Annotated in this window: 22 protein-coding genes and 3 tRNA genes; 21 read left to right on the top strand and 4 right to left on the bottom strand. The window is 45.7% G+C overall.

The genetic code is table 11. The features are described from left to right. The first annotated feature begins 788 nt into the window (after window positions 1-788). The 8 genes from PEB0122_RS04560 to PEB0122_RS04525 all read left to right on the top strand — a co-directional run bounded on the left by PEB0122_RS04560 (window position 789) and on the right by PEB0122_RS04525 (window position 12,370). Window positions 789-3,014: a sensor histidine kinase NtrY-like gene (locus tag PEB0122_RS04560; protein ID WP_075915787.1), complete on the top strand. Its 2,226-nt coding sequence runs from the start codon at window positions 789-791 to the stop codon at window positions 3,012-3,014. Window positions 3,015-3,028: 14 nt separating this feature from the next. Next, window positions 3,029-4,393, top strand: coding sequence for a nitrogen assimilation response regulator NtrX (gene ntrX, locus PEB0122_RS04555; protein ID WP_075869983.1), 1,365 nt, complete (start codon window positions 3,029-3,031; stop codon window positions 4,391-4,393). Window positions 4,394-4,396: 3 nt separating this feature from the next. Further along, window positions 4,397-5,773, top strand: a complete 1,377-nt coding sequence (trkA, locus tag PEB0122_RS04550; protein ID WP_075915785.1) for a Trk system potassium transporter TrkA — start codon at window positions 4,397-4,399, stop codon at window positions 5,771-5,773. A gap of 11 nt (window positions 5,774-5,784) precedes the next feature. Further along, window positions 5,785-6,615, top strand: coding sequence for a glycosyltransferase family 32 protein (locus tag PEB0122_RS04545; RefSeq protein WP_075915783.1), 831 nt, complete (start codon window positions 5,785-5,787; stop codon window positions 6,613-6,615). Between the two features lie 490 nt (window positions 6,616-7,105). Further along, window positions 7,106-7,744 carry an ATP-dependent Clp endopeptidase proteolytic subunit ClpP gene (gene clpP / locus PEB0122_RS04540; protein ID WP_075870386.1) on the top strand — a complete coding sequence of 213 codons (639 nt, stop codon included), beginning with the start codon at window positions 7,106-7,108 and terminating at the stop codon, window positions 7,742-7,744. Between the two features lie 230 nt (window positions 7,745-7,974). Next, on the top strand, window positions 7,975-9,249 hold the full coding sequence (gene clpX / locus PEB0122_RS04535; protein ID WP_075869979.1) for an ATP-dependent Clp protease ATP-binding subunit ClpX: 1,275 nt from the start codon (window positions 7,975-7,977) through the stop codon (window positions 9,247-9,249). Between the two features lie 177 nt (window positions 9,250-9,426). Further along, window positions 9,427-11,853 (top strand): endopeptidase La, encoded by a 2,427-nt coding sequence (lon, locus tag PEB0122_RS04530; protein WP_075915781.1) that lies wholly within the window; start codon window positions 9,427-9,429, stop codon window positions 11,851-11,853. A gap of 238 nt (window positions 11,854-12,091) precedes the next feature. Next, the gene (locus PEB0122_RS04525) at window positions 12,092-12,370 is read left to right on the top strand and encodes an HU family DNA-binding protein (protein WP_075869977.1); all 279 of its coding nucleotides are present in this window, start codon (window positions 12,092-12,094) and stop codon (window positions 12,368-12,370) included. A gap of 71 nt (window positions 12,371-12,441) precedes the next feature. Here PEB0122_RS04525 and PEB0122_RS04520 read toward each other — a convergent pair whose 3' ends face one another. The 3 genes from PEB0122_RS04520 to trmFO are packed head-to-tail and all read right to left on the bottom strand — an operon-like array spanning window position 12,442 to window position 15,203. Continuing rightward, window positions 12,442-13,071: a YrbL family protein gene (locus tag PEB0122_RS04520; RefSeq protein ID WP_075915779.1), complete on the bottom strand. Its 630-nt coding sequence runs from the start codon at window positions 13,069-13,071 to the stop codon at window positions 12,442-12,444. A gap of 57 nt (window positions 13,072-13,128) precedes the next feature. After that, window positions 13,129-13,803, bottom strand: coding sequence for a phosphoglycolate phosphatase (gph, locus tag PEB0122_RS04515; protein ID WP_075915777.1), 675 nt, complete (start codon window positions 13,801-13,803; stop codon window positions 13,129-13,131). Next, on the bottom strand, window positions 13,800-15,203 hold the full coding sequence (gene trmFO, locus PEB0122_RS04510) for a methylenetetrahydrofolate--tRNA-(uracil(54)-C(5))-methyltransferase (FADH(2)-oxidizing) TrmFO (RefSeq protein WP_075916242.1): 1,404 nt from the start codon (window positions 15,201-15,203) through the stop codon (window positions 13,800-13,802). The genes gph and trmFO overlap by 4 nt, the downstream gene beginning before the upstream one ends. Before the next feature lie 691 nt (window positions 15,204-15,894). On the opposite strand from trmFO, the gene PEB0122_RS04505 reads away from it, so the two are divergent. From PEB0122_RS04505 to PEB0122_RS04455, 10 genes are all read left to right on the top strand, one after another. Next, a tRNA-Leu gene (locus PEB0122_RS04505) sits at window positions 15,895-15,977 on the top strand. A 151-nt stretch (window positions 15,978-16,128) separates the two neighbouring features. Continuing rightward, entirely contained in the window at window positions 16,129-17,625 is a 1,497-nt protein-coding gene (gene tig / locus PEB0122_RS04500; RefSeq protein WP_075915775.1) for a trigger factor, read from the top strand. 140 nt (window positions 17,626-17,765) lie between these two features. Beyond that, entirely contained in the window at window positions 17,766-19,265 is a 1,500-nt protein-coding gene (gatB, locus tag PEB0122_RS04495; RefSeq protein WP_075914632.1) for an Asp-tRNA(Asn)/Glu-tRNA(Gln) amidotransferase subunit GatB, read from the top strand. Between the two features lie 5 nt (window positions 19,266-19,270). After that, window positions 19,271-19,759 carry a GNAT family N-acetyltransferase gene (locus tag PEB0122_RS04490; RefSeq protein ID WP_075915773.1) on the top strand — a complete coding sequence of 163 codons (489 nt, stop codon included), beginning with the start codon at window positions 19,271-19,273 and terminating at the stop codon, window positions 19,757-19,759. Between the two features lie 105 nt (window positions 19,760-19,864). Then, window positions 19,865-20,263 (top strand): NADH:ubiquinone oxidoreductase subunit NDUFA12, encoded by a 399-nt coding sequence (locus PEB0122_RS04485; protein ID WP_075914628.1) that lies wholly within the window; start codon window positions 19,865-19,867, stop codon window positions 20,261-20,263. A 91-nt stretch (window positions 20,264-20,354) separates the two neighbouring features. Further along, complete coding sequence (locus tag PEB0122_RS04480; protein WP_083639798.1) at window positions 20,355-20,783, top strand: DUF2155 domain-containing protein; 429 nt, start codon at window positions 20,355-20,357, stop codon at window positions 20,781-20,783. 378 nt (window positions 20,784-21,161) lie between these two features. Beyond that, a complete protein-coding gene (locus PEB0122_RS04475; RefSeq protein ID WP_225867798.1) occupies window positions 21,162-21,782 on the top strand; it encodes a division/cell wall cluster transcriptional repressor MraZ in 621 nt (206 codons plus the stop codon). 178 nt (window positions 21,783-21,960) lie between these two features. Beyond that, window positions 21,961-22,335, top strand: a complete 375-nt coding sequence (locus PEB0122_RS04470) for a L,D-transpeptidase (RefSeq protein WP_225867811.1) — start codon at window positions 21,961-21,963, stop codon at window positions 22,333-22,335. A gap of 650 nt (window positions 22,336-22,985) precedes the next feature. Beyond that, window positions 22,986-23,540, top strand: a complete 555-nt coding sequence (locus PEB0122_RS11710) for a hypothetical protein (RefSeq protein ID WP_158025415.1) — start codon at window positions 22,986-22,988, stop codon at window positions 23,538-23,540. Next, window positions 23,530-24,249, top strand: coding sequence for a rhomboid family intramembrane serine protease (locus PEB0122_RS04455; RefSeq protein WP_075915765.1), 720 nt, complete (start codon window positions 23,530-23,532; stop codon window positions 24,247-24,249). The genes PEB0122_RS11710 and PEB0122_RS04455 overlap by 11 nt, the downstream gene beginning before the upstream one ends. A gap of 74 nt (window positions 24,250-24,323) precedes the next feature. On the opposite strand, the gene PEB0122_RS04450 is transcribed toward PEB0122_RS04455, so the two are convergent. Then, window positions 24,324-25,157, bottom strand: a complete 834-nt coding sequence (locus tag PEB0122_RS04450; RefSeq protein ID WP_075869967.1) for a TrmH family RNA methyltransferase — start codon at window positions 25,155-25,157, stop codon at window positions 24,324-24,326. A gap of 208 nt (window positions 25,158-25,365) precedes the next feature. Here PEB0122_RS04450 and PEB0122_RS04445 point away from each other — a divergent pair. The 3 genes from PEB0122_RS04445 to PEB0122_RS04435 all read left to right on the top strand — a co-directional run. Then, window positions 25,366-25,450: transfer RNA gene (locus tag PEB0122_RS04445), tRNA-Tyr, on the top strand. A 23-nt stretch (window positions 25,451-25,473) separates the two neighbouring features. Beyond that, window positions 25,474-25,547: transfer RNA gene (locus tag PEB0122_RS04440), tRNA-Gly, on the top strand. Between the two features lie 164 nt (window positions 25,548-25,711). Then, window positions 25,712-26,123 (top strand): GTP-binding protein (locus PEB0122_RS04435; protein ID WP_143238797.1); only part of this gene is annotated, 412 nt, incomplete at its 3' end.

Raw genomic sequence — 26,123 nt, 5'->3', positions numbered from 1 at the left:
TGAGAAGGTTTTACTAAAGCATAACGGAAATGGCTATTCCACCCCCCACTTCGAGGGGGAATCTAATAAAACAACGTTTTTTGCTTAAGCCGCTCAATTTTAACACCTTTACGGTGTTTAATAGGCAATGCATTCATAGAAAGGCAAAATTCGGCTCTATAACTCCTCAATCGTTCACTGAGTGTGAACAACCAGAAATCAATCCGAACGGTAATTCCTAAAAATGGGTTGAGGCAAATTTTGACACATTGCGCATGTGGAATGTGCAAGCGGTTTTTCGATGAACCATTAAGTCGATTTAACAAAGAGGAATGAAAATCTTCGTACGTGAAATAATGTGCAACCAGATAAGCGTTTTTTATTCCAATTAAAATCCCAAATAATTCTAGAAAACCTAATTCAGGCGGGAAAGTTCCATAATTGAAGGAGAGGGGGGCAGGACATCATCAGGTCCCCGAATTCTCAAAACAGTTTGTTCAAATCCAATATCGCGCTGTTAATAAAGCTTCTCTACCCGGTGTGCTGAACTTTCCAAATGCTTCCATGTTATTGTTCACAAGTAGAAAAATTTGATGACGACACGTAGAGAAGTGAATTGATTTGCCAGGTCAGGCAACAATCCCGACGCTCGGGAAAAAAGATATGACGGCTTGCAAAAACATCGTTTTCAATTTTGAATACCGAAATTTGCGTATATTTGATGGTCGATCTATTGTTTCTGTTGCATTTTCGCCACAAAGTGTTGCATCATTGATACGACAATTGCTTAAAACGGGAAGAATCGTAAATTGGCAAAGCCTGTAGAAAAAAGCGTATATAGCGGCAAGCGGCGCAATATGCACGCATTTTTCGGTATTATGGTCATTGCCCTGGCGCTACTGACAGCAGTCGTCTCTTTCACGATTATGTTGGGCTTTACGCCGATTATACCGAGTACTTTTGTTACTCTTGTTCTCATTGGCGTAAATAGCGTTTGGGTGCTCGGACTCATAGCAATCGCCTGTTATGAATTGATGCCGATTATTCAGGCATGGCGGGCACGGCGGGCAGCTTCGAGACTGCACGTCAGAATTATTTCACTTTTTGCGCTGGTCGCGACACTTCCCGCCGTTGTGGTTGCAATTGTTGCCGGTGTCACGCTCAATCAGGGGCTTGATCGCTGGTTCGACACAACAACAAGACAAATTGTTGCTTCGTCGATTGATCTGGCGAATGGCTATGCTGATGAAACGCTACAAAATTTGAAAAATTCTTCATACGCTATGGCATTGGCACTCGACAACAGACAATTGCTCGCTTTGAATCCGACTGAATATCGTTTGCAACTTACCCGCCATGCAGCCGGTCGTGACTTGAGAGGCGCATTTTTGTTAAGCCCTAACGGCACGGTTTTTTTGCAAAGTAATCTCGGTGGCGAGGACAAGCTTCCGATCCCGCCAGCAAACCTTATTGTTCAGGCCACAAAAGGAAGTCCTTTTACTTTCCAACCGGGTGAACACGATTATTTCGGCATTATTTTGAAGCTCAATGATATTCCGAATACGTTTCTCTATCTGGTGCGGGATGTTGACCAGCGTGTTTTATCGGCTTTGCGCCTGACCGAAGCAAATACTGCCCGTTATCATGATCTTAACGAAAATCGTATTCCGACCCAGATTGCTTTTGCAGTTCTTTATTTGTGCCTTTTCCTGAGCTTGCTGATCTCGGCTATCTGGACGGGCATTGCGGTGGCTGACCGGCTGGTCCGGCCTATACGGCTTCTGATCGGTGCCGCCGATGATGTTGCATCAGGAAATATGGATGTCGTTGTTCCTGTAAGAGCAAAAGACGGCGATGTCGGCCAGCTGTCAAGAACGTTCAATTATATGGTGAGTGAACTTAAAAGCCAGCGCAACGAGCTTATCGCTGCGCGTGACCAGATTGACGAAAGGCGCCGGTTTTCAGAAGCTGTGCTTGCCGGTGTTAATGCCGGTGTGGCAGGAATTGACGAAAATGGCGATGTGACAACGATCAATAGGGCTGCCCAGATGATGTTCGATCTTGATCCGGAAAAGGTTGTCGGAAAAAGTCTGATGTCGCTCAATCCGGATATCGGACAGGTGTTTGAAGTTGCTCGCTCGTCGGGACGCAAAAACCATCGGGAACAGGTTACACTTTCGCAAGACGGGCGCAACCGCGTCTATAATGTGCAGGTCACAATGGAGGAGAACGACGGGAACGGGCAGTCATGGGTTTTGACAATTGACGATATAACCGATCTCGTTGAAGCCCAAAGATCAAGTGCATGGGCAGATGTTGCCCGCCGGATTGCACATGAAATTAAAAATCCGCTGACCCCGATACAATTATCGGCCGAACGCATACGCCGTCGTTATGGTAAAGTCATTCTGGATGATCGGGAAGTTTTCGATCAATGCATTGATACAATCATAAGGCAAGTCGGCGATATTGGCAGAATGGTGGATGAATTTTCGTCTTTCGCCCGTATGCCTAAACCGGAAATGCACCTTCTTGATATGCGTGAGCCTTTAAGAGAAGCGTTTTTTCTTGTCGAGGTTTCACGCCACGATATTAAATTCGAGCGCGATTTGGGCGATACACCTTTAATGGGCGAGTTTGATAGCCGCCTTATCGGACAAGCTTTCGGAAATGTGATAAAAAATGCGAGTGAAGCAATTGATGCCATTGCAGCCGATAAGGCTGTCGAAGGGCATATACTTGTACGCTCTTACCGCGAAGGGGATAAACTCGTTGCCGATATTATCGATAATGGCAAAGGTCTTCCCAAGGAACAGCGGCAAAAACTATTGGAACCCTATATTACGACACGGGAAAAAGGGACAGGGCTCGGACTTGCGATCGTGCGTAAAATTGTTGAGGAGCATGGAGGCTATATGGAATTACATGACGCACCACTGAATTTTTACAATGGACGTGGTGCGATGATCCGTATGGTCTTTCCGGCAGTAGAAACGGAAAAATCCGGTGCTGTTAAGGTAGATGTTGAGGAATAGGACGGTTAAGTGAGATGGCTTCAGATATTTTGATTGTCGATGATGAAGCGGACATACGCGAACTTGTCGGCGGAATACTTGAGGACGAAGGGCATGAAACGCGACTTGCGGCAAATTCCGATGAAGCGCTTCAGCAAATCGAAAATCGTGTACCAAGATTGATTTTTCTCGATATCTGGTTGCAGGGAAGCCGTCTGGATGGCTTGGCTTTACTCGACAAGATCAAAACGCGTTATCCGGATTTACCGGTAGTGATGATTTCCGGCCACGGGAACATCGAAACGGCTGTTTCCGCAATTAAACGCGGTGCTTATGATTTTATCGAAAAGCCTTTTAAAGCAGATCGTCTGATTTTGGTTGCCGAGCGGGCGCTTGAAACGTCTAAATTGAAGCGCGAAGTTAGTGAATTGCGCAAACAATCGACTGTTACGCCGGAATTACTCGGCAAGTCGCTTGTTATGAACCATTTACGCCAAACGATTGAAAAAGTTGCTCCAACAAATAGCCGCATTATGATTACCGGACCATCGGGGTCGGGTAAAGAGACGACAGCTCGTGCAATCCATGCTCTTTCAAATCGTGCGAACGGTCCTTTTGTGACTATCAATGCAGCAACAATTACGCCGGAACGGATGGAAATCGAACTTTTCGGAACGGAAATGGATGGTGGCGAACGCAAAGTCGGCGCTCTTGAGGAAGCCCATGGTGGCATTCTCTATATTGACGAGATCGCCGATATGCCGCGCGAGACGCAAAATAAAATTCTGCGCGTTCTGACTGACCAGACCTTCGAGCGGGTAGGGGGGAGCAAACGCGTTAAAGTCGATGTACGTGTTATCTCTTCAACCGCCCAAAATCTTGAAGGTTTGATTGCCGAAGGGCGTTTTCGCGAGGATCTCTTCCATCGTCTGGCGGTGGTGCCGATTGCTGTTCCACCGCTTGCAAGTCACCGCGAGGATATTCCGGAACTTGTCCATTATTTTATCCATCAGATATCCGAACAGGCCGGTATAAAACCGCGCGAAATCGGCGATGATACAATGGCAATCCTGCAGGCTCACAACTGGCCGGGCAACATCAGGCAGTTGCGCAACAACATTGAACGGCTGTTAATTCTTGCGCGCGGCGAAGGTGGAGATGGACCGATTACTGCCGAGCTTTTGCCTGCAGAAGTCGGGGATACTTTACCGCGAGCACCCACAGATTCCGATCTACATATCATGGCTCTACCGTTGCGCGAAGCAAGGGAGCTTTTTGAAAAAGAGTATCTTGTTGCACAAATCAACCGTTTTGGCGGTAATATTTCACGCACTGCAGAGTTTGTTGGTATGGAGCGTTCTGCTCTACACCGTAAGCTCAAATCGCTCGGGGTTTCTTAAAATATGCGCGTAATCATTTGTGGTGCCGGACAAGTCGGCTACGGAATAGCAGAACGTCTTTCCAGTGAACAACATGATGTTACGGTTATTGATATTGAACCGAAACTGATTGAAAAAGTACGCGATACGCTTGACGTTCGCGGCATTGTTGGCCACGGTGCGCGACCGGATGTGCTTCGTTCTGCAGGTGCTGACGAAGCCGATATGTTGATTGCTGTCACACTTTCGGATGAAGTCAATATGGTGGCCTGTCAGGTTGCTCATGCGCTTTTCAACGTGCCGACAAAAATTGCCCGCGTTCGCGATCAATCCTATCTCGACCCGCAATATCAGGGGCTGTTCCAACGTGATGCGTTGCCGATTGATGTGGTTATTTCGCCCGAAATCGAGGTTGGCGAAATGGTGTTGCGTCGCATTGCATTGCCGGGTGCATTGGACGTTCTCTATTTCAGTTATGACGAGATTGTGGCATTGGCTCTCGAATGTATGGAAGATTGCCCCGTCATCAACACACCGCTTAGACAGCTCACCGATCTTTTTCCCGACCTTTTGACGACTGTTACAGCTGTCAAAAGAGGGAAAAAACTATTCATTGCCCATGCCGATACAGAATTGAAAGTGGGCGACATCACCTATCTTGTGGCGTCACGTACGCAGGTTCGCCGAGCATTGGGGTTGTTCGGTCACGATGAGCAGGCAGCCAACCGGATTATCATTGCAGGCGGTGGGCATATCGGTCTTTATGTTGCCCATGCTATGGAAAAGCGCCAACACAAAGCTCGGTTACGCATTATAGAGGCAGATAAAGCACGCGCTCTGGCAATTACCGACCAACTTGATCGTACGGTTGTACTGAATGGCAGTGCTCTTGACCCTGCAATTTTGCAGGAAGCGAATGTCGATCAGGCAGATCTTATTGTGACATTGACCAATCAGGATCAGGTCAATGTGCTGAGCGCGATTATGGCAAAAATGTTCGGCTGCAAGTCGAACATGGTGCTTATCAACAATATGGCTTTTCAGGAATTTACCAGAACTGTAGGTATCGATTCCCATCTCAATCCACGCAGCGTTACAATTTCCAAAGTGCTTCAGCAAATGCGCAGGGGGCGCATCCGCTCTGTCTATTCTGTCTCGAATGGAGAAGCCGAAATTATCGAAGCAGAAGCAATGCAAACTTCTCCTCTGGTGGGCAAACCTTTGTCCGAACTCGAACTGCCGGAGGGTTTACGTATCGGCGCGATTTATCGTGACAATACGATGATACGCCCGAAAGGGGATACGCGTGTTCTGGCAGGCGATATGGTCGTTATATTTGCAATGGCTGATGCTGTGCGTGATGTCGAACAATTGTTTCGGGTCAGTCTGGAATATTTTTAAAGGGGCTTTTGATGGACATCTGCACTTTTTGGTATGGAGACCGGTTGCGTCCCATTGATTGGCTATGTCTTTCTTCCATGGTGAAGACCGGCCAGCATGTCAAACTCTATAGCCACGGAAACGTTATGAATGTGCCTGCAGGGGTGGAACTTTTGGAAGCAGAGTCGATATTGCCGCTCTCGACACTTTATCGAATTGACCCAGCGTTCCCCGACTTCAAGCCTATCCGCACGATTGTTCAGCTCTCCGATTTGTTTCGGGTAAGATTGATGAAAAATCGGGCAGGGGTCTGGCTTGATACCGATGTTTATCTTGTCAAACAATTCCATCCGGAAGAAGGTAAAGTGTGGCTTGCGCGCGAAAATCGTTCGCGCGTTGGTGTTTCGGCGCTTTATCTTCCGGCCGACAATCCGATCATCAAAGAATACGACGACTATCTCGAGAGCGGCAAAATGGTACCGAACTGGCTCGGTTTCCACCGTGGTATTTGGCTTCCATGGCGTCTCAAAAGACAAAAATTGCCTGTTGTCCCAGGGCGTTTGGGAATTACGGTTTTTGGCAATGATGGAATTTCGCGCCTTGCAAAAAGATATGGCTTTTTCAAAGACGCAAAGGAAAAAGAAACATTCTATTACTGGACCGGACGCGACACCGAACGCATTTTTGATCCCGCTTATGGGCTTGAGCCATTGAACGATCCGCGTTTTATCGGCTTTCATGTTCACAAGAAAGAAAGAACGGCCGATCCGATAAAAGAGGGAAGCTTTTATGATTGGGCAACAAAAAGGATTCCCGGCTTTGACGGGATTCTCGCACAAGAAAAAGTGAAAACAATGATTTAAGCGATGCCTGATTGGAACTGGTTCGTGGTGTTTTGAGTTTTTCAATTCGATCTTCATTCATGCGAACGGGGGCGTTTGATAATGCAGCTTGTCCAACCTTGCTGCTCTGTCGATTTGGTCAATGTAAATGAAATATGTGTAATCCGCCGCTGTTGATGAATTTGTATGTTATCACCACCCATTCAATTTTTTCAAAATCGGATGTTTATTTTGGAAAATAACGCATTTCAGATTAGAAAGTCACGCCACCAAAAGATTGGAAAGGCTTGAAGTCACAGGGCGTGAAGCACATATAGTGGTTTCCCTCAACAATTTTAAAAATTCATGGTTTGAAATAGCAGAAACGTCGGCTTTGTCGACTTTGTCCGATTTCGACTAAATCCGGCCCGAGACGCAAAACAACAATCTATTGATCTTCTAATAGTTTGATATTCTAGTTATAACGACATTTTAGGTCATAAACGACGATTCGTATGATATGGAAGTGAAAATGAGTGATCCGATCCAGACTGCCCTCAATCTTGTTCCGATAGTTGTGGAACAAACAAATCGCGGCGAACGGTCCTATGACATTTTTTCCCGCTTGTTGAAGGAAAGAATTGTTTTTGTCAATGGCCCTGTTGAAGACAACATGGCAATGCTTGTCTGTGCACAGTTGCTGTTTCTCGAAGCAGAGAATCCGAAAAAGGAAATCAGCGTTTATATCAATTCTCCGGGTGGCGTTGTTACGTCCGGCATGGCGATTTATGACACAATGCAGTTCATTCGCCCCGCTGTTTCTACCCTTTGCATGGGGCAAGCCGCTTCAATGGGGTCGCTATTATTGACGGCTGGCGCAAAAGGCCATCGTTTTGCATTGCCGAATGCACGCGTTATGGTGCATCAACCTTCTGGCGGTTTTCAGGGGCAAGCATCCGATATCGAGCGCCATGCCCAGGATATTATCAAAATGAAACGCCGTTTGAATGAAATTTATGTTCATCATACGGGTCAGGATTATGAAACAATCGAACGCACACTTGATCGCGATCATTTTATGACAGCCGAAGAAGCCAAAGAATTCGGACTGATCGACGAAGTGATCCAATACCGTGCCGAAGCGGAAGAAGAGAAAAACGATCAGGCATAAGATGTGTGATTGACGGCTACGAAAATGCGCAAAAACGGGGTTCTTTTTTGTAGCCGTTTTTCGAGGTTTATAGAAAAATAACGTTTGGCATTTACGTATCGGAATGGGAAACAATAGCGAGATAGATGATTGAACCTATTATTTGTGTTAGTTTCTTGGTGAAATGGTCTTGAAAAGTCTAACCGAAAAGGCAAAATATTTTATGCAATTCGGGCGAAAGGAAAGAAGTAATGAGCAAAATTGGTAATAACGGGGGCGATTCAAAGAATACGCTTTATTGCTCATTCTGCGGCAAAAGCCAGCATGAGGTGCGTAAACTGATCGCCGGACCTACAGTCTTTATTTGCGACGAATGTGTCGAGCTTTGCATGGATATCATCCGTGAAGAAAACAAATCTTCCGGTGTGAAGGCTCGTGACGGCGTTCCGACGCCTCAAGAAATCATGGCTGTTCTTGATGATTATGTAATTGGCCAATCGCATGCCAAACGCGTTCTGGCTGTCGCTGTCCATAACCATTACAAACGTTTGGCCAATCAATCGAAGAGCAATGACATCGAGCTGTCAAAATCGAATATTCTGCTAGTCGGGCCTACCGGTTGCGGCAAAACCTATCTTGCCCAGACACTTGCTCGTATCATTGATGTGCCGTTTACTATGGCCGATGCGACGACGCTGACAGAGGCCGGATATGTTGGCGAAGATGTCGAAAATATCATTCTGAAATTGTTGCAGGCTGCCGATTACAATGTCGAGCGTGCGCAGCGCGGCATTGTCTACATTGATGAAGTCGACAAGATCTCGCGTAAATCGGACAATCCCTCGATAACACGAGATGTTTCAGGCGAGGGTGTCCAACAAGCGCTGTTGAAAATTATGGAAGGTACAATTGCTTCTGTCCCGCCTCAGGGCGGCCGCAAACATCCGCAACAGGAATTTTTGCAGGTTGATACAACCAATATCCTGTTTATTTGTGGTGGTGCTTTTTCGGGTCTTGAAAAGATTATTTCGGCACGCGGGGAGAAGACTTCAATCGGCTTTGGTGCAACAGTCAAAGCACCGGATGAACGGCGTATTGGAGAAATCTTTCATGATCTGGAACCGGAAGATCTCTTGAAATTCGGTCTTATTCCCGAATTTGTCGGTCGTTTGCCGGTTATAGCAACTCTGGAAGACCTTGATGTCGATGCACTGGTTCAGATTTTGTCCAAACCGAAAAATGCTTTGGTCAAACAATATCAACGCCTGTTCGAGATGGAAGATGTCAAACTGACTTTCCATGATGATGCCTTGCGGGCCATTGCAAACAAGGCGATCGAGCGTAAGACAGGCGCACGCGGCTTGCGTTCCATTATGGAAAAGATTTTGCTTGATACCATGTTTGAACTTCCGACGCTTGAAGGCGTTCAGGAAGTGGTCATTTCGAGTGATGTTGTCGAAGGTAAAGCCCGTCCGCTTTATATTTATGCAGAAAGAGACCATCCGAAAGAAAACGCATCTGCGTGATCTTTCATTTGTCTCTGATATTGCATCAAGCTTCGGGCAACTTCGAGTTTTCACCATTGCGTGGCTCTTGATTTATCAGTGGTCAATTACCACCTTATCCCTTTGTGCGCAGGCATTTGCTTCATGTAAGGAGTGCCCGCGTTGCAAACGAGCCTCAGGCTCCAGAAAGGAATTGTTATGCAACATGATTTAGAGAAGACGACGGATGTCGGCAAAAAGCTTTATGCCGTTTTGCCGCTTCGCGATATTGTTGTCTTTCCCCATATGATTGTGCCGCTATTCGTTGGTCGCGAGAAATCCATTCGTGCTCTTGAAGAGGCGATGGGTCAGGATAAGCAGATACTTCTGGCAACCCAGAAGAATGCCTCTGATGATGATCCGAAGGCCGACGACATTTATGATGTTGGTACATTGGCAAATGTACTTCAATTGTTGAAGTTGCCGGATGGTACAGTAAAAGTTCTGGTTGAAGGCGTGAAACGCGCCAAGATCAACGGTTTTTCCGATAATACCGATTATCATCAGGCTTATGCAACGCCTCTTGATGAACCGGAAGAAGATAAAGTCGAAATTGAAGCGCTTATGCGTTCGGTCGTTTCGGACTTCGAAAATTATGTGAAATTGAACAAGAAAATTTCACCGGAAGTCATTGGCGCTGTCAGCCAGATTGATGATGCAACCAAACTTGCCGATACAGTTGCCTCCCATTTAGCAATCAAGCTTTCCGAAAAGCAGGAAATGCTTGCATTACTATCTGTTCGTGAAAGACTGGAAAAGGCGCTTGCCTTTATGGAAGGCGAGATTTCAGTTTTGCAGGTTGAAAAGCGCATACGCTCGCGCGTTAAACGGCAAATGGAGAAAACCCAGCGCGAATACTACCTCAACGAGCAGATGAAGGCTATTCAGAAAGAATTGGGCGATGGCGAAGATGGCCATGACGAAATTTCTGAATTGGAAGAACGTATTAAAAAGACAAAACTGTCAAAAGAAGCGCGTGAAAAGGCAGAAGGTGAAGTCAAAAAACTTCGCAGTATGTCTCCGATGTCTGCTGAAGCGACAGTTATCCGCAACTATCTTGATTGGCTTCTGGGTATACCTTGGGGCAAAAAGTCCAAGATCAAGAATGATCTCAACTATGCTGAAAAAGTTATGGATGAAGAACATTTTGGTCTTGAGAAAGTCAAGGAGCGTATTGTCGAATATCTTGCCGTTCAAAGCCGTGCTGCAAAGGTAAAAGGTCCGATTATTTGTCTTGTCGGGCCGCCCGGAGTTGGTAAAACATCACTTGCACGCTCGATTGCAAAAGCGACAGGGCGCGAATATGTCCGCATGTCACTGGGTGGTGTACGTGATGAAGCCGAAATTCGCGGTCATCGTCGCACCTATATCGGGTCGATGCCTGGCAAGATCATCCAGTCGATGAAAAAAGCGAAGAAAAACAATCCGCTTTTTCTTCTCGACGAGATTGACAAGATGGGGCAGGATTTCAGGGGTGATCCGTCATCGGCGCTACTTGAAGTTCTTGATCCTGAACAGAACAATACGTTTATGGATCACTATCTTGAAGTCGAATATGATCTTTCGGATGTGATGTTTGTAACCACTGCCAATACGTTGAATATTCCAGAACCGTTGATGGATCGTATGGAAATCATCCGTATTGCCGGTTACACGGAAGAAGAAAAGATGGAGATAGCCAAACGCCATCTTCTGCCCAAGGTCATGAAGGAGCATTCTCTTTCCAAGAAGGAGTTTGTTGTTACTGATGAAGCGATCCGCTCGATCATCCAATATTACACGAGAGAGGCCGGTGTTCGCGGGCTCGAACGTGAATTGATGAAACTTGCTCGCAAGGCAGTAACGGAAATTGTCAAGAAAGAAAAGAAAACCATCAAGGTTGACGATAGCAATATTGATGAGTTTCTTGGCGTCAAGATATTCCGTTACGGACAGATCGAAGGTGAAGATCAGGTCGGCGTTGTTACAGGACTTGCCTGGACAGAAGTCGGTGGTGAGCTTCTTACCATTGAAGGTGTCATGATGCCGGGCAAAGGCAAAATGACTGTCACAGGCAATCTGCGTGACGTTATGAAGGAATCGATTTCGGCTGCTGCATCGTATGTACGCTCCCGTGCCGTAGATTTCGGAATTGAGCCACCTCTGTTCGAACGCCGCGATATTCACGTCCACGTTCCGGAAGGGGCTACGCCGAAAGACGGTCCGTCTGCCGGTGTTGCGATGGTTACCGCCATTGTTTCAGTTCTGACCGGTATACCTGTCCACAAGGATATCGCGATGACAGGCGAAATCACCTTACGTGGGCGCATTTTGCCAATTGGCGGTTTGAAAGAAAAGCTGCTAGCGGCATTACGCGGCGGTATCAAGAAGGTTCTCATTCCGGAAGAGAATGCGAAAGACCTTGTCGATATACCGGATAATGTCAAAAACAATATGGAGATTGTCCCCGTAAGTTTCGCAAGTGAAGTTCTTGATCACGCGCTTGTTCGTCGGCCGGAACCGATCGAATGGGTAGAGCCGACGACCCCAACGCTGACCGGCAATAGGTCGGGCGAAGAGGATGGTGTCAGCTCTGTAGCGCACTGAATCACGCTATAGGAAATGATTAAAAAGTTCGAGAAAAGGCGGTTTTAAGCCGCCTTTTCTTTTTATTTTTGTTTCGCTATCGAGGAATGTAGCATTTTTTCCGTGAATAACTGTGATTTTCCCCTGAAAACGGGCTTTTTTTAGTAAAATTGGCTTCTGTTTGCCATAGTTTTCAATAAACTCTCATCCAACCGGTTGAATCAATATTGTCCGGTGATAGAAAGAAAGGAATTATCCAATGAATAAGAATGAATTGGTCAGCTCTGTAGCTGAAAAAGCCGGCATCACAAAAACTCAGGCTGCTTCAGCCGTGGACGCATTCATTGCTTCCGTTACCGATGCTTTGAAAAAAGGCGGCGACGTTCGTCTTCCCGGTTTCGGTTCATTTGAAGTTTCCCACCGTGCAGCTACAAAGGGACGCAATCCTTCAACAGGCGCAGAAATCAACATTCCGGCTCGTAACGTTCCAAAGTTCTCGGCTGGTAAAGGCTTGAAGGACGCCGTCAACAACAAATAATAAATAGCTTTTTAAAAAGCCCGACCTTTATCTTGAATGTCGGGCTTTTTATTGTCTTATTTTTAAGGTTATTATCGGTTTTTCAAATCGACAAACGGCTTCAATGCGTCAATGAATTCCTGAAGTTCGTGAACATTTTTCGCGTGGTTATATTTTTGAAACCATTTGCGCATCGGGAAAAGTCCCGTTTCGCCTATTCCGTCAATCAATACAAGTGTCGGCTGACCGTTCCTCAAGCTTAAAAGAATATTGTCGAATTTAAGATCGTAGCAAATGACGTTTGTCGTCTTGACCCAGAAAATAAAATCTTCGATTTCCTTGCGGTAATGCGGAATTTCGTTTTGGTAAACACCAAAAGGTTTTGCGTAGTTTCCCGACGAATCCCGTTCGGCTTTGACGAGTAATCCCCAACCGATATCTGTCGAGACGATTCCGGCAATTTGCATCAGATGTTTTTCATCCCGAGCCATGTCCGGATCGGCAAAATGCCGCATATATTCCCGAATTTCACGGGTGTTGGGCGAATTGATGTCAATTGCTTTTCTGAATTGTCTTAGGCGCGAAAATCCGACAATTTTACTGCGCCAGGCCGGTGAGGGGACTTTTACAAGATAATCGGGATCTTGCTCGTCGATATAAACCGAGCGGGTCAACCCTTCAAATAAAGGCTTTTTATTCGATAAGGTAAGAATATTATTCATTACGACTTTATCCCGCTCCCGTTTTTCCGACTAAACGCGGCTTTTTTCCTCGTGTTTTCAATTGATATATTTTGTTACAAGATCAGGGGTGAGTTCGTTGAAATGACTGATGATTTTTGTCGGATTGAAAGCGCTGACCGGTTTATCTGTATATCCGAAATCGACAGCTATAACCGGAATATCGGCGCTTTGTGCAGCAAGAATATCGGCTTGGCTATCACCGACCATCAGTGCTTTATCAGGGTTGCAACAGGCGCGTTCGATTGTGGAAAGGATGTGGCGTGCATCCGGTTTGTGATAAGCAAATGTATCACCGCCGACAATCGTAATGAAGCGGCTGGCCTCACCCATGCCCTCCAACAGGTGGCGAGCCAGTTTTTCATGTTTATTGGTACAAACAGCAAGCTTGTAACCGGCTTCCGAAAGTTTATCGAGTGCCAAATCAACGCCATCGAAAAATTGCGTTTTGCCCGGCATATTTTCTTCATAATGGCGTAAGAAAGTTCCTAACAACTTTTCTACATGCGCGTTGTCGGGTTTGATTTTCTGGAAAGTCAGTGCACGTTCTATCATGATGCGGCCACCCATACCGACGAGGCGGCGGATGTCATCGGGAGTGAAAGTTTTTAATCCGTCTTGTTTAAGAGAAAAATTGAGACTATCGAGCAAATCCGGTGCTGAATCGACGAGTGTTCCATCAAGATCGAAGATAATTATGGGCGAGATACTCATTGGATTTTCTCCTCGTTCAACCATGTTTTGCAGTCGGCCAGTGCGCGCGCCGTCAGAGCTTGCTTTTTAGCCAGAATTTTTTCTTTTCCACGTAGACGTTTACCTTCTTTTTTCTCGACTTCAATAGGCGGGAAAAGACCGAAATTGATGTTCATCGGCTGGAAGGATTGTTTAGTTCCATCTTCAATTGCAATATGACCACGCGTTATGTGGTTAAGCAGCGCCCCGAAGGCTGTTGTAACGGGGGGTAATTTTTGTTCCAATCCTTTATAATCTGCAATCGCAAAGCGACCGGCCACAAGCCCCATCGCGGCCGATTCGACATAGCCTTCACAGCCTGTCATTTGACCTGCAAAGCGCAACCGTTCAAGTTTTTTCAGCCTCAAAGTTTCGTCGAGAAGAAGGGGCGAGTTGAGATAAGTATTGCGATGTATGCCGCCAAGGCGTGCAAATTCTGCATTTTCCAGTCCTGGAATTGAACGGAAAATGCGGGTTTGTTCGCCATATTTGAGTTTGGTTTGAAAGCCGACCATATTATAGAGCGTACCCAATGCATTGTCTTGTCTCAACTGCACAATGGCGTAAGCCTTTACAGTAGGATTATGGGCGTTTGTAAGTCCCATCGGTTTCATGGGGCCATGACGTAGCGTCTCGCACCCGCGTTCAGCCATGACTTCAATCGGCAAACAGCCGTCGAAATAAGGCACTTTTTCAAAATCGTGAAATTCGGCTTTTTCACCTTCTATCAACGCTTGTACAAAGTTTTCATATTGTTCTTTGTCAAGCGGGCAGTTGATATAGTCTTCGCCGGTACCACCCGGGCCCACTTTGTCGTAACGGGACTGGTACCAACAAATATCCATATCGATACTATCTTTATAGACGATCGGCGCGATAGCGTCATAAAACGACAGCGAGTGGGCACCGGTAATGTTTGTTATCGCTTCAGCTAGACGGGGAGATGTGAGAGGACCTGTGGCAATGATCACGTTTCCCCATTCTTCCGGCGGCAGTGTCGCAATTTCTCTGCGGTCAACGGTAATTAACGGGTGGTTTTCTATCAGTTTTGTTATTGTTTTGGAAAAAGCTTCGCGGTCAACAGCGAGCGCACTGCCTGCCGGTACCTGATGATCATCAGCCACCTTCATAATGAGCGAGTGGGCAAGGCGCATTTCCGCGTGCAAAAGACCAACGGCGTTAGTGGAAGCATCATCGGAACGAAGCGAGTTGGAGCAGACGAGTTCGGCAAGCTGCGAAGTTTTATGTGCCGGCGTTTGTTCAACCGGGCGCATTTCGTGCAAAATAACAGGAATGCCGGCTTCGGCAATTTGCCATGCAGCTTCACTGCCAGACAGACCACCGCCAATAACGTGAAGCGGCTTCATTGAAAAATTCGACATCATCATTGTTTGCATCAAAATTGTTTGCATCAAACCATAAAAATCAAGCGTGAGCCGGTCAATATCACCTTATGGTACAAAAAGCACGGAGACAATGACGGCTTTTCAGACTATTTATGTCGGTCTTCCAGACGATAAATCATGTGCCTGAATGGGGACGATTTTTTTAATATATGGCGTCAACCGATAATTTTGTGGAAGCTGGATGTTTCCTTTGGAGCAACTGTCGGAAAACAGGTATAAGACGAATTTTTTTCGTAATGGATAAATGCAATTAAGACAGTCCGGAGAAGGGGCGAGACAGGTTATAATACTTGTTCTGCTTGACTGGCAACCTAGGTGTGACGACTGAACATTCAAACCGGCAATAATTGCTATTCAAGACTTCTCATGTTGCAATACAATGAATGGCCTTTTGCCATTCTATTTAAATAACATGAAATCATTGAGTGAAGGTGGTAAGAACGTTCGGAACTGTTTATTCATTCCCGTTTTGATGGGGGGATCTTACCCAAGGTTTTCCCCGATTGTTCTCTTTATAATTTTACGCATCAGGTTTTTGTTCTGTTTCTTTTTGCAAATATGGGTTAAAAATTGCACGAGTCGGCTTTTTTCCTTTGATTGATAGAAATTGAATGATATAGAGACGCCGCTTGCCTATGGTTTGTTGCAAACCTGATTATCAGGATTTGCGGATGTGGCGAAATTGGTAGACGCACCAGATTTAGGTTCTGGCGGGTAACCGTGGGGGTTCGAGTCCCTTCATCCGCACCACAGCAACGGCCTTGAATGCAAAGAGAATTTTTGCGGGGTTCCGCTTGAGGCGGAAGTCCGCTTCATGGTATTCTGACGCTTTAGTGTTAGAGCAGAATTGGTATCGGACAGGGCTTAAGTACTTGTCCTCAGAAAAAATGAAGGTTGTTCGATGCAAGTTACCGAGACGCTTAATAAGGGATTGAAGCGCGAGATCAAAGTAGTGGTCCCCGCTAAAGATCTGGAAGCAAAGTTGAATGAACGTCTTGACGACGCTAAAGACAAGGTCAAGCTGAACGGCTTCCGCCCTGGTAAAGTGCCTGTCAGCCATTTGAAAAAGATGTATGGCAAGTCCTTCATGGCTGATGTCATCAACGGGATTTTGAAGGATACACCGCGTTCAATTCTTTCCGATCGCAACGAACGTTCGGCTACACAGCCCGAAATCGATATGAGCGAAGACGAAAAAGAAGCGGAAAAAGTCCTGAACGGCGATGCCGATTTTGTCTTTACTCTCAAATATGAAGTTTTGCCGAAATTCGACCTTAAGGACGTATCCGGTATTGCTGTCACACGCGAAGTTGTTGAAGTACCAGAGACCGATGTCGGCAAACAGGTCGAGAGGGTCCTTTCCTCAACACGCACTTACACCGAAAAGAAAGGCAAGGCCGAAGATGGTGATCGGGTAACGATTGACTATCTTGGAAAGCTTGATGGTACACCTTTCGAAGGTGGTGCTGATAATGATGCACAACTTGTTCTTGGTTCGAAACAATTTATTCCGGGATTTGAAGAGCAACTCGTTGGCGTAAAAGCTGGAGACAAAAAGGTCATCACCGTAAAATTCCCTGATGACTATAATGCCAAGCATCTGGCAGGCAAGGAAGCAACTTTCGACATTACGGTGAAGGAAGTTTCAAAACCTGACGAGCTTAAAATCGATGACGAAGCCGCAAAGAAGCTCGGACTCGAATCACTTCAGAAACTACGTGATGTCATTCGCGAGCAGATCGAGAACCAGTATGGCACAATTACCCGTCAAAAAGTAAAACGCCAAATTCTGGACGCACTCGACAATGATTATGATTTTGAAACGCCGGAACGCCTTGTAAACGTCGAGTTCAATAATATCTGGGCACAAATTACCAATGAATTGAAACAGGCCGGCCGCACTTTCGAGGATGAAGAGACAACCGAGGAAGCGGCGCGCGACGAATATCGTAAGCTTGCCGAACGACGTGTCCGCCTTGGCCTTGTTCTATCAGAGATCGGTGAAAAAGCCGGTATAACCGTTTCTGAAGACGAATTGCAGCGGGCTGTTTATGATCAGGTTCGCCAATATCCGGGACAGGAAAAACAGATTATCGAATTTTTCCGCCGTACACCGGACGCCGTTGCCAATTTGCGTGCTCCGATTTTTGAAGAAAAGGTCGTTGATCACTTGCTGGGCAAGGTAAAGGTTACAGATAAAAAGGTAACTGCGGAAGAATTGGTAAAAGAGGAAGAAGACGAAACTTCTCCGAAAAAGTCGGCCACGAAGAAAAAGGCCGAAAGCAAGAAATCGGAGAGCAAAAAATCTGACGATAAAAAAGCACCGGCCAAGGCTGATAGCGAGGAAAAAGCCTCTGCTAAAAAGACTGCCGCCAAAAAGACAACGAAAAAAGATTGATCGACTTTTTAAAAAAATAAACGAGGCCCGGTTTTACCGGGCCTTTTTTGTATGTTTCGCACTCTTTGCTTGCACTTGAAGCTTGTTTGGACTAGCCAATAGTAATAATTTTATTTTTTAAAGAGAATGATGGATTTCTAATGACACTCGTTGATGCCCGTACAGCTGACCCGAAACGTTTCATCTCCGGAGCTACCGGTGACTGGGAAGTCATTATAGGATTGGAAGTGCACGCTCAGGTAACATCCAATTCGAAGCTTTTTTCCGGCTCTTCCACAAAATTCGGGGCGGAACCCAATGCCCATGTTTCCCTTGTTGATGCGGCTATGCCGGGAATGTTGCCTGTTATCAACATTGAATGTGTGAAACAGGCAGTCAGAACCGGATTGGGATTGAACGCCAAAATTAATCTGAAATCCGTATTCGATCGCAAAAATTATTTCTATCCGGATTTGCCTCAAGGCTATCAGATTTCCCAGTTTGAACAGCCAATTGTGGGCGAAGGCAAAATTACGATTTCTGTCGGGCCCGATAAAAAAGGTGAGTTCGAAGATGTGGAAATCGGCATTGAACGGCTTCATCTTGAGCAGGATGCCGGAAAATCCATTCACGACCAACATCCAACCATGTCATTTGTAGACCTTAATCGCTCGGGTGTTGCGTTGATGGAAATTGTTTCGAAGCCGGATTTGCGTTCGTCCGATGAAGCAAAAGCCTATGTAACAAAATTGCGTACGATTGTTCGCTATCTTGGAACATGCGACGGCAATATGGACGAAGGTGCCATGCGTGCCGATGTAAACGTCTCCGTACGACGCCCCGGTGAAGATTTTGGTACCCGTTGTGAAATCAAAAATGTCAATTCGATCCGTTTCATCGGCCAGGCAATTGATTATGAGGCGCGTCGTCAGATAGCTGTCCTCGAAGATGGCGGCACAATCGATCAGGAAACCAGACTTTTTGATTCGGCTAAAGGCGAGACGCGGCCGATGCGCTCCAAAGAAGAAGCGCATGACTATCGCTATTTTCCCGATCCGGATTTATTGCCATTGGTTTTTGATCAGGCTTTTGTTGACGAGCTCAAGGCAGGACTGCCTGCATTACCGGACGAAATCAAATCAGAGTTCATCAATGAAATGGGCTTGAGCGCTTACGATGCTTCCATTCTGGTAAGTGAAAAAGCGATTGCCGACTTTTTTAAAGAAGTAGCCAACGGCCGTGACGGCAAACTTGCAGCCAATTGGGTTATTAACGATCTTTTGGGCGCACTCAACAAAGCAAGTCTTGATATTTCACAATCTCCGATGAGTGCAGATCAGCTTGGTGGAATTATTGACCTCATCAAAGAAGGCACAATTTCAGGTAAAATTGCAAAAGATTTGTTCGAAATCGTCTGGAACGAGGGCGGGGATCCGGCAAAAATTGTTGAAGCACGTGGCATGAAGCAGGTTACTGACACCGGAGCTATTGAAAAAACCGTGGACGAGATTATTTCTGCCAATCCGGATAAAGTGGCTAAGGCCAAAGAAAAACCGACATTGGCAGGTTGGTTTGTCGGACAGGTCATGAAAAAGACCGGTGGCAAGGCAAACCCGCAAGTCGTGAACAATTTGATAAAGGCAAAACTCGGGATTGAATAACGATCATGTGGATTCGCACTGCATCCAGGAATGATATCAATGCCATTCATGATCTTTTGGTCGAAACTTGGCATGCTACATTAGATGATCTTGTCGGGCGTGAAGAAGTAGATCGTAAAATCGCCCACGATTACACAACTGATATGTTAAAGAAAATGCTGAGCCGTCCGGCATCCGAATATGTTGTGGCGGACGACGGTGATATGCTTCACGGCGTGGCTTATGCTGCACAAGGAGCGGTAAAGGGCGATTCCGAGATAGCGCTAGTACTGCATTTATGCGTTAAACCTGAAAGTCGGGGACAGGGGATTGGTCAACGTTTGTTGATCGAACTTGAAGAGGCCTTTCCGGCAGCCCGAAAAATTCGTGTGGTACTCAATAAAAAGGATGTGCGGACACAAAAATTCTTTGAAGAACAGGGTTATAAGCACCTCGGGAAAAGTGGTGACAACAAGTCGGGTGATGATGTTGTTCTTGAGAAGACGTTGTTCTGATCACACGAATAATGACTTGCTTTTAATGCGGTTGGGCTGCATAACAGGATAAGTTTATTTTTTCGTTTAAAGCTTATGGGCTGAATTGAAGGAGCTCGTACTGAAATGGCTGGTATCTGGAAACAGATTTTTACATGGTGGAACGGAAACACCATTAATACGCGGTTTTTTACGTGGCTCAATGGTAAGCGCGTCGGCGAAGACGAGTTCGGCAATGTCTATTACGAGGGTAGCCATCATAAAGATGGTTATACACGTCGTTGGGTAATTTATAAAAATTACTCCGAAGCTTCAACCATTCCCGCCGGTTGGCACGGCTGGATACACCATCGCACCGATACACCGCCGAGTGCAGAAGATTATCATGCTCGTGAATGGGAAAAGCCGCATATCCCGAATATGACCGGTACAAGCAAGGCCTATTCCCCGAAGGGGTCGATTGCTCACCATGGGCAGCGCCCGCATGTTACAGGCGATTATGACGCTTGGACACCCGGTAAATAACGAGTTCAACGGGAATGCATTCTGCTTTCCGTTGTATTGCCATAATTGTCAGTTAAGCGTGCAACCACTTTAAAGTCATTGTTGCGGTGCTATGAAATTTTTTAAACCGTTACCCACACATTGCCTGTTTGCCGTGGCATGCCTGACTGGCTACCTTTCCGGTGTAAGTGCATCTTTTGCACAGGAAACAACGCGTCTGAGCAATCCTGTTGCAGTTTTTTCAGGCCTCGATAAAATTACCGGACGAATTACAACTTTCGATGTCTATATCGGAGAAACATATCAGTTCGGTGCGTTACAGGTAACGCCACGTGTCTGCTATTCGAACTCGGCAGACGAGGCAACCCGGACGGACGGATTTGTTGAAGTCAACGAAATTACGCTGGATAAAAAAATCAAACGTATTTTTACCGGCTGGATGTTTGCCGATAGCCCGGGTCTTAATGCGGTTGAACACCCGATCTATGATGTCTGGTTGAAAGACTGCAAGCAGAAATCAAAAGTTCCTGCTCCCCAATGATCGTTTTTAAAATTATATAGTTATATCTTAGAATGTCGTTGCAGCATTGTGAGGCAATTCCGGCATTTGTGTTTCGTTGAAAAAACTTTTCCGATAACAGTTCTCTTTCAATCCACCGGCAAAGGATTAACAGGATCATGCCCTTTTTGAATGCAGTTTGCCGTCAAGCGGTCTGGAATTTGCGACCGATATAGGGCCGAAAAAATCAAGTGTCGGTTTGATTGGCGAAAATTTCATGTAACGGGTTGAAAACACGCAAAGATAACATCAGTCACAGCAAGACAATGTTAAAAGTGCACTGAAAGTTTGTGCCCCACATGAAGGCAGGCGGATATTCTCTCCCAAGCCCGTCGCGTTTTTCGGTCTTTTGCCGGATGTATGGACGATCTCGAAGTGGAGCAATATCTTTTTAACCAAATTAAAGCTTCTCAAGCTTGGCGTAAGCGTCGGGGGGTAATCTCGCCATTAATCAATCACAGTGTTGAAAGGCTGGATATGCCATCGTTTCGTCTGGTAAAAAGGATATTATCCTGTTTGATTTTGGCTTCTTGTCTAACCGCTTGTCAGTGGACAACCGAACCGTCCACGACGCATGATTATTATACGCGTGTTACCGAGCTTAGTTCCAAAAGTTTCTATTTTACCAATAATCCGCTGATACAATTGGAAATGCAGGCAAAGTGGATTAGCAATCAGGGGTATGTGATCGACACAATAGCAACGTCAACGAACAGCAATGATCTTGATATCAGTCTTGCATGGTCGCAAAAACGCAACTACCGCTATGTCGCGCGTGAAAAACTCAATATTGTATGTACTCTCGGATGCACAATGTCGGAAAAGGGACGCATCTTTATTCCTGAAGATGAATTTCGCCAATATGCAGTGAGCGGATTTATTTTTAAACTGGTTGGACGCGGAAATTATGTAGATGGTTTCCTTGATAAAAGAGCTTTTCAACAAGTTCTGGACCAAATGCAATCTATGCCAAAATATTAATCTTCACGATCATTTTATCTGATAACGAGTTAACTATTTTTTAACTTTTTGTTTCTTTTTTTCATCTTGACGCTTTAAGCTATTTCAGAAAATTGTTTGAAAATAGAGCGGGTGGACTGAGATGTATTGGAAATTATCTTCTATCTTAATCGGGGTGTTGTTTTTTTCATTTTCTGCGATGAATTTGGCTTCTGCCGACAATCTATTGGCTTTGGTTAATGTCTCGGATCAAACAATGACTGTTAAGAAGAATGGTAAAACACTCTATCATTGGAAAGTATCGACAGGGCGCAAAGGTTATGCAACGCCGAGCGGCACGTTCAGACCGGTCAGAATGCACAAAATGTGGCGAAGCCGCAAATATGACAATGCTCCTATGCCTTATGCCATTTTTTATAATGAGGGGTATGCCATCCACGGGACGTCGTATGTAAGCAGGCTTGGTAGTCCGGCAAGCCATGGCTGTGTACGTCTTAATACTGCAAATGCCCAGATTCTCTACAAAATGTTGCAGGAAGAAGGGCTGGGGAACCTGAAAATTGTGATTAAATAATGGGTTACAAACGCTGTAATTGGCCAGATTTCTTCGAAAATAATCAAACAAGATTTTATACTGCAGCAATTTTCATTGGTATCGCTTTAGCCTGTTTTACGTCGATATCAAAGTTCTCCAATGCAGCCTTGAAACTCGTTTTACCCATTTTATTGTTCGTTACGTTTTTACAGGTGCCTTTTGCGTCTGTGATAAAGAGTTTCAGGAATGGACGATTTATAGTCGGACTGCTCATCGGGAATTTTGTTTTTATCCCGATTCTCGTTCTCGTGTTAGTCTGGCTCGGTCTGTCATTCTTGAATAGTCTGTTAAACATGCAACCTTTGTCGAAATTAACAAGCGCCAACGGTCCATATCTTTATTTCACCGCTTTCGGCGCCATGCTCCTTTGTGCACCTTGTGTCGATTATGTTGTATCCTTTTGTCGTTCGGGCAAAGGCGATATAGCAGCTTTGACTGCGGCACTTCCTGTTTTGTTGATCTTTCAATTTTGTTTTTTTGGATTTTTATCTGTAAGCCCTTTCGCGGGAACAAAACTTCCCGAGCTGGGTCACCAAAATTTAAGCATTTTGTTGCGTTCTGTTTTCGAGGTTCTGGTTATTCCTATATGCCTTGCTTGGTTTCTCCAGCGTTTTTCCTCTCGCAACCGAATGATTTCCGTTTCTAACTCCTTCATGAAAAACAGTGCTGTTATCGTCACATCGCTCACATTGGTGATTCTTGCCACTTATGCTTTTTCAGAGATTTTTTCGATATTCGGAGGTGATTGCCACGAGCTCACAACAGAAATGCCGTCACACAATGTTGTCGGTGAGCTAACGAACGGAGATTCGCTAACCACCCACGCCGATGGTTTTGACGGGAGGTGTGAAAACCACAAACTGTTTGGCGCTCTTCTTTACGGCATAGTTTTTTATGGGATTTATGGGTGTCTTGCTCCATTTATCGGTTTTTTGGCAGCGAAATTGTTGAGGCTTCATGAAAAGCAGGCAATAGCGGTGAGTTTTAGTGTTTCAACGCGCAATTCACTCGTTTTGCTGCCACTTTTGTTATTTATCACACCCGCAAGTGCACAAACTTTGGTAGCGCTCGTTATTTTAACGCAAACTTGCGTCGAACTCGTTGCCGAAGTCTTTTATGTGCGCCTTATACCATTATTTGCAAAAAAGCATTTCAGGCATCAGGAGAGCGGATGTGAACAATGATTTTAATGACTATACGGGAAATCGAAACACGCACACACCGCTGTTCAACATTCCTCCCGTTATTGTCACTATCGTTGCGATATGTGTATTGAGTTTTATTGTTCCGGAATATTTTTTTTCACCGCGACAATATGATATTTTTTGCACTTACTTTTCGTTTGTTCCCGACTTCTTCCTGTCTGCTTTCATGAAATTCTGGTATACGCCGGTAAGCTACTCATTCTTGCACGCAAGTCTTATGCACGTAGCAGTTAATATGATGTGGCTTGTTATATTCGGCTCACCTCTTGCGAACCGGATCGGCAACATAAAATTTATTGTATTCTGGTTTGTTTGTTCGGCTGTCGCTGCATTTGCCCATCTTTATGTTTATAGCGACAGTTATGTGCCAATGGTCGGCGCATCGGGCGCAATATCCGGTATGATGGGGGCTGCTGCCCGCTATGGTTTTCGTCAGGTGCAAACCGTCGGACAAAACCAACGGTCGGAATTTGCCGGGCCGATCCTGTCCATTTCCCGATCATTGACCTCGAAAAATGTGCTTGTCTTTATCGGTACTTGGATTGTTATTGATATCATCACTGGTGTTGCGACTCCTTCAATAGACGGAGAAGGGAGTTCGATCGCCTGGGTTGCGCATCTTGGTGGCTTGGCGGCAGGCTTCTTTCTGATCGGATTATTCGATAGTCGCAGAAACCTCGAAATGTAAAACACGCAAAATCAGGCATCCCCGAAAAATCGTGCATGAGTTATGCTTTGGCCATCCGTTATGATTTTTTGGAATCATTTTTTATCAAGATGATTACGTGCAGCATAAAGCGAAATAGCTGCAGCGTTGGACACGTTGAGCGATTTTATCTCGCCCGGCATATCCAGTCGTGCGAGCACTGAAACCGTTTCGCGTGTCTTTTGCCGCAAGCCTTTTCCTTCTGCTCCAAGAACCAAAGCAATATGGCCGCCTTTCAAACTTGGCTCAAGAGGAAGAGGACCTTCCGAATCAAGCCCGAAACTTGTGAAACCGGCTTTGTGCAGTTCTTCCAGTGCCTCTGCGAGATTGCGCACGGTAATGTGGTCTATAAGCTCCAACGCACCGGAGGCTGCTTTTGCAAGGACTCCTGTTTCCTGTGCGGAATGTCTGTTTGTTGTGATAAGAGCACCGGCATTGAATGCAACGGCAGAACGCATGATAGCGCCGACATTATGGGGATCAGTGACCTGATCAAGCACAATGACAAGATCGGTATTCGAAAGTTCGTCAAGCGAACGCGGTTTCAACGCCTCTGTTTCAAGAACGATACCCTGATGCACGGCCTCGCTACCAACAAGCGAATCAAGCACTTTCGGGCTAACAATTTCCATCGGACAATTTATTTTTGATTCGTCGATGCCAAGCCGATCAAACGCATTTTTAGTGGCAAAAAGTTTGGTAAGCTTACGTTTTTTGTTCTGCAAAGCCGCTGCAACGGTATGAAGACCGTAAAGTCTGAGCTCTCCGGCACCGAAGGGGGATGGCTCTACTTTTAACCGATTGGTTTTTTCCGCTCTTTTGCCCGTTCTGTCGCGATATTGACGGCGTAAGCGGGCATAATGGGAATCTTTGGGAGTTTTTTCATTCATGCTTTTCTATAGCCGATTGCGCGGCTTATCCGATACTAAAAAATGTCGAAAAAGACTTTTTTGTTATGAAATTGAAAAGAACGGAATTTAACCTGTTGACAGAGGCAATGGTAAACGGCATAACGCCCCACACAAACAGAACGAGTTCTTTATGTATTTGGTCTGGTTGTATATGCCTTATCGCGCAACTCCGCTAGGTATTTTTAATGGAGGGGTGCCCGAGTGGTTAAAGGGGACGGACTGTAAATCCGTTGCTTTATGCTACGTTGGTTCGAATCCAACCCCCTCCACCATTTACCGGAGCCGGAGTCAACGTGCGGGTATAGCTCAATGGTAGAGCAGCAGCCTTCCAAGCTGAATACGCGGGTTCGATTCCCGCTACCCGCTCCAGACGGTCGTTGGCGATAAAGCAATTAAAATGTGGGGTTGAACTCCATTGTGACCAGACGGAAGTTTCCGTCTTTTTAGATTTTAGCCGGTGTGAATTTTTATTCCGGCAATGTTCGGTTCTGAAGCCCCAGTTGGGGTGTAAACAAGACGAGAGATCGACGGCGATGGCAAAAAGCAAATATGAACGTACGAAGCCGCATGTAAACATCGGCACGATTGGTCACGTTGACCATGGTAAAACAACGCTGACAGCAGCAATTACAAAGTATTTTGGCGAGTTCAAGGCATATGACCAGATTGATGCTGCGCCGGAAGAACGCGCTCGTGGTATTACGATTTCTACTGCACACGTAGAATACGAGACAGAGAAGCGTCACTACGCACACGTTGATTGCCCAGGACACGCTGACTATGTCAAGAACATGATCACCGGTGCTGCGCAGATGGACGGTGCTATTCTTGTTGTTTCGGCAGCTGATGGCCCGATGCCTCAAACACGTGAACACATTCTTCTTGCCCGTCAGGTTGGTGTTCCTGCAATTGTTGTTTTCCTGAACAAAGTTGATCAGGTTGATG

The organism is Ditibartonella apis (assembly GCF_001952075.1).
GTDB classification, from domain to species: Bacteria; Pseudomonadota; Alphaproteobacteria; order Rhizobiales; family Rhizobiaceae; genus Bartonella; species Bartonella apis.
This window is presented reverse-complemented; position numbering and strand designations above follow the sequence as displayed.

Excerpts from the sequence above, each read along its gene's own strand:
- ntrX (WP_075869983.1), top strand. The coding sequence starts at position 3,029 with ATGGCTTCAGATATTTTGATTGTCGATGATGAAGCGGACATACGCGAA.
- trkA (WP_075915785.1), top strand. The coding sequence starts at position 4,397 with ATGCGCGTAATCATTTGTGGTGCCGGACAAGTCGGCTACGGAATAGCA.
- PEB0122_RS04545 (WP_075915783.1), top strand. The coding sequence starts at position 5,785 with ATGGACATCTGCACTTTTTGGTATGGAGACCGGTTGCGTCCCATTGAT.
- clpP (WP_075870386.1), top strand. The coding sequence starts at position 7,106 with ATGAGTGATCCGATCCAGACTGCCCTCAATCTTGTTCCGATAGTTGTG.
- clpX (WP_075869979.1), top strand. The coding sequence starts at position 7,975 with ATGAGCAAAATTGGTAATAACGGGGGCGATTCAAAGAATACGCTTTAT.
- lon (WP_075915781.1), top strand. The coding sequence starts at position 9,427 with ATGCAACATGATTTAGAGAAGACGACGGATGTCGGCAAAAAGCTTTAT.
- PEB0122_RS04525 (WP_075869977.1), top strand. The coding sequence starts at position 12,092 with ATGAATAAGAATGAATTGGTCAGCTCTGTAGCTGAAAAAGCCGGCATC.
- PEB0122_RS04520 (WP_075915779.1), bottom strand. The coding sequence starts at position 13,071 with ATGAATAATATTCTTACCTTATCGAATAAAAAGCCTTTATTTGAAGGG.
- gph (WP_075915777.1), bottom strand. The coding sequence starts at position 13,803 with ATGAGTATCTCGCCCATAATTATCTTCGATCTTGATGGAACACTCGTC.
- trmFO (WP_075916242.1), bottom strand. The coding sequence starts at position 15,203 with ATGTCGAATTTTTCAATGAAGCCGCTTCACGTTATTGGCGGTGGTCTG.
- tig (WP_075915775.1), top strand. The coding sequence starts at position 16,129 with ATGCAAGTTACCGAGACGCTTAATAAGGGATTGAAGCGCGAGATCAAA.
- gatB (WP_075914632.1), top strand. The coding sequence starts at position 17,766 with ATGACACTCGTTGATGCCCGTACAGCTGACCCGAAACGTTTCATCTCC.
- PEB0122_RS04490 (WP_075915773.1), top strand. The coding sequence starts at position 19,271 with ATGTGGATTCGCACTGCATCCAGGAATGATATCAATGCCATTCATGAT.
- PEB0122_RS04485 (WP_075914628.1), top strand. The coding sequence starts at position 19,865 with ATGGCTGGTATCTGGAAACAGATTTTTACATGGTGGAACGGAAACACC.
- PEB0122_RS04480 (WP_083639798.1), top strand. The coding sequence starts at position 20,355 with ATGAAATTTTTTAAACCGTTACCCACACATTGCCTGTTTGCCGTGGCA.
- PEB0122_RS04475 (WP_225867798.1), top strand. The coding sequence starts at position 21,162 with ATGGACGATCTCGAAGTGGAGCAATATCTTTTTAACCAAATTAAAGCT.
- PEB0122_RS04470 (WP_225867811.1), top strand. The coding sequence starts at position 21,961 with ATGAATTTGGCTTCTGCCGACAATCTATTGGCTTTGGTTAATGTCTCG.
- PEB0122_RS11710 (WP_158025415.1), top strand. The coding sequence starts at position 22,986 with ATGATTTCCGTTTCTAACTCCTTCATGAAAAACAGTGCTGTTATCGTC.
- PEB0122_RS04450 (WP_075869967.1), bottom strand. The coding sequence starts at position 25,157 with ATGAATGAAAAAACTCCCAAAGATTCCCATTATGCCCGCTTACGCCGT.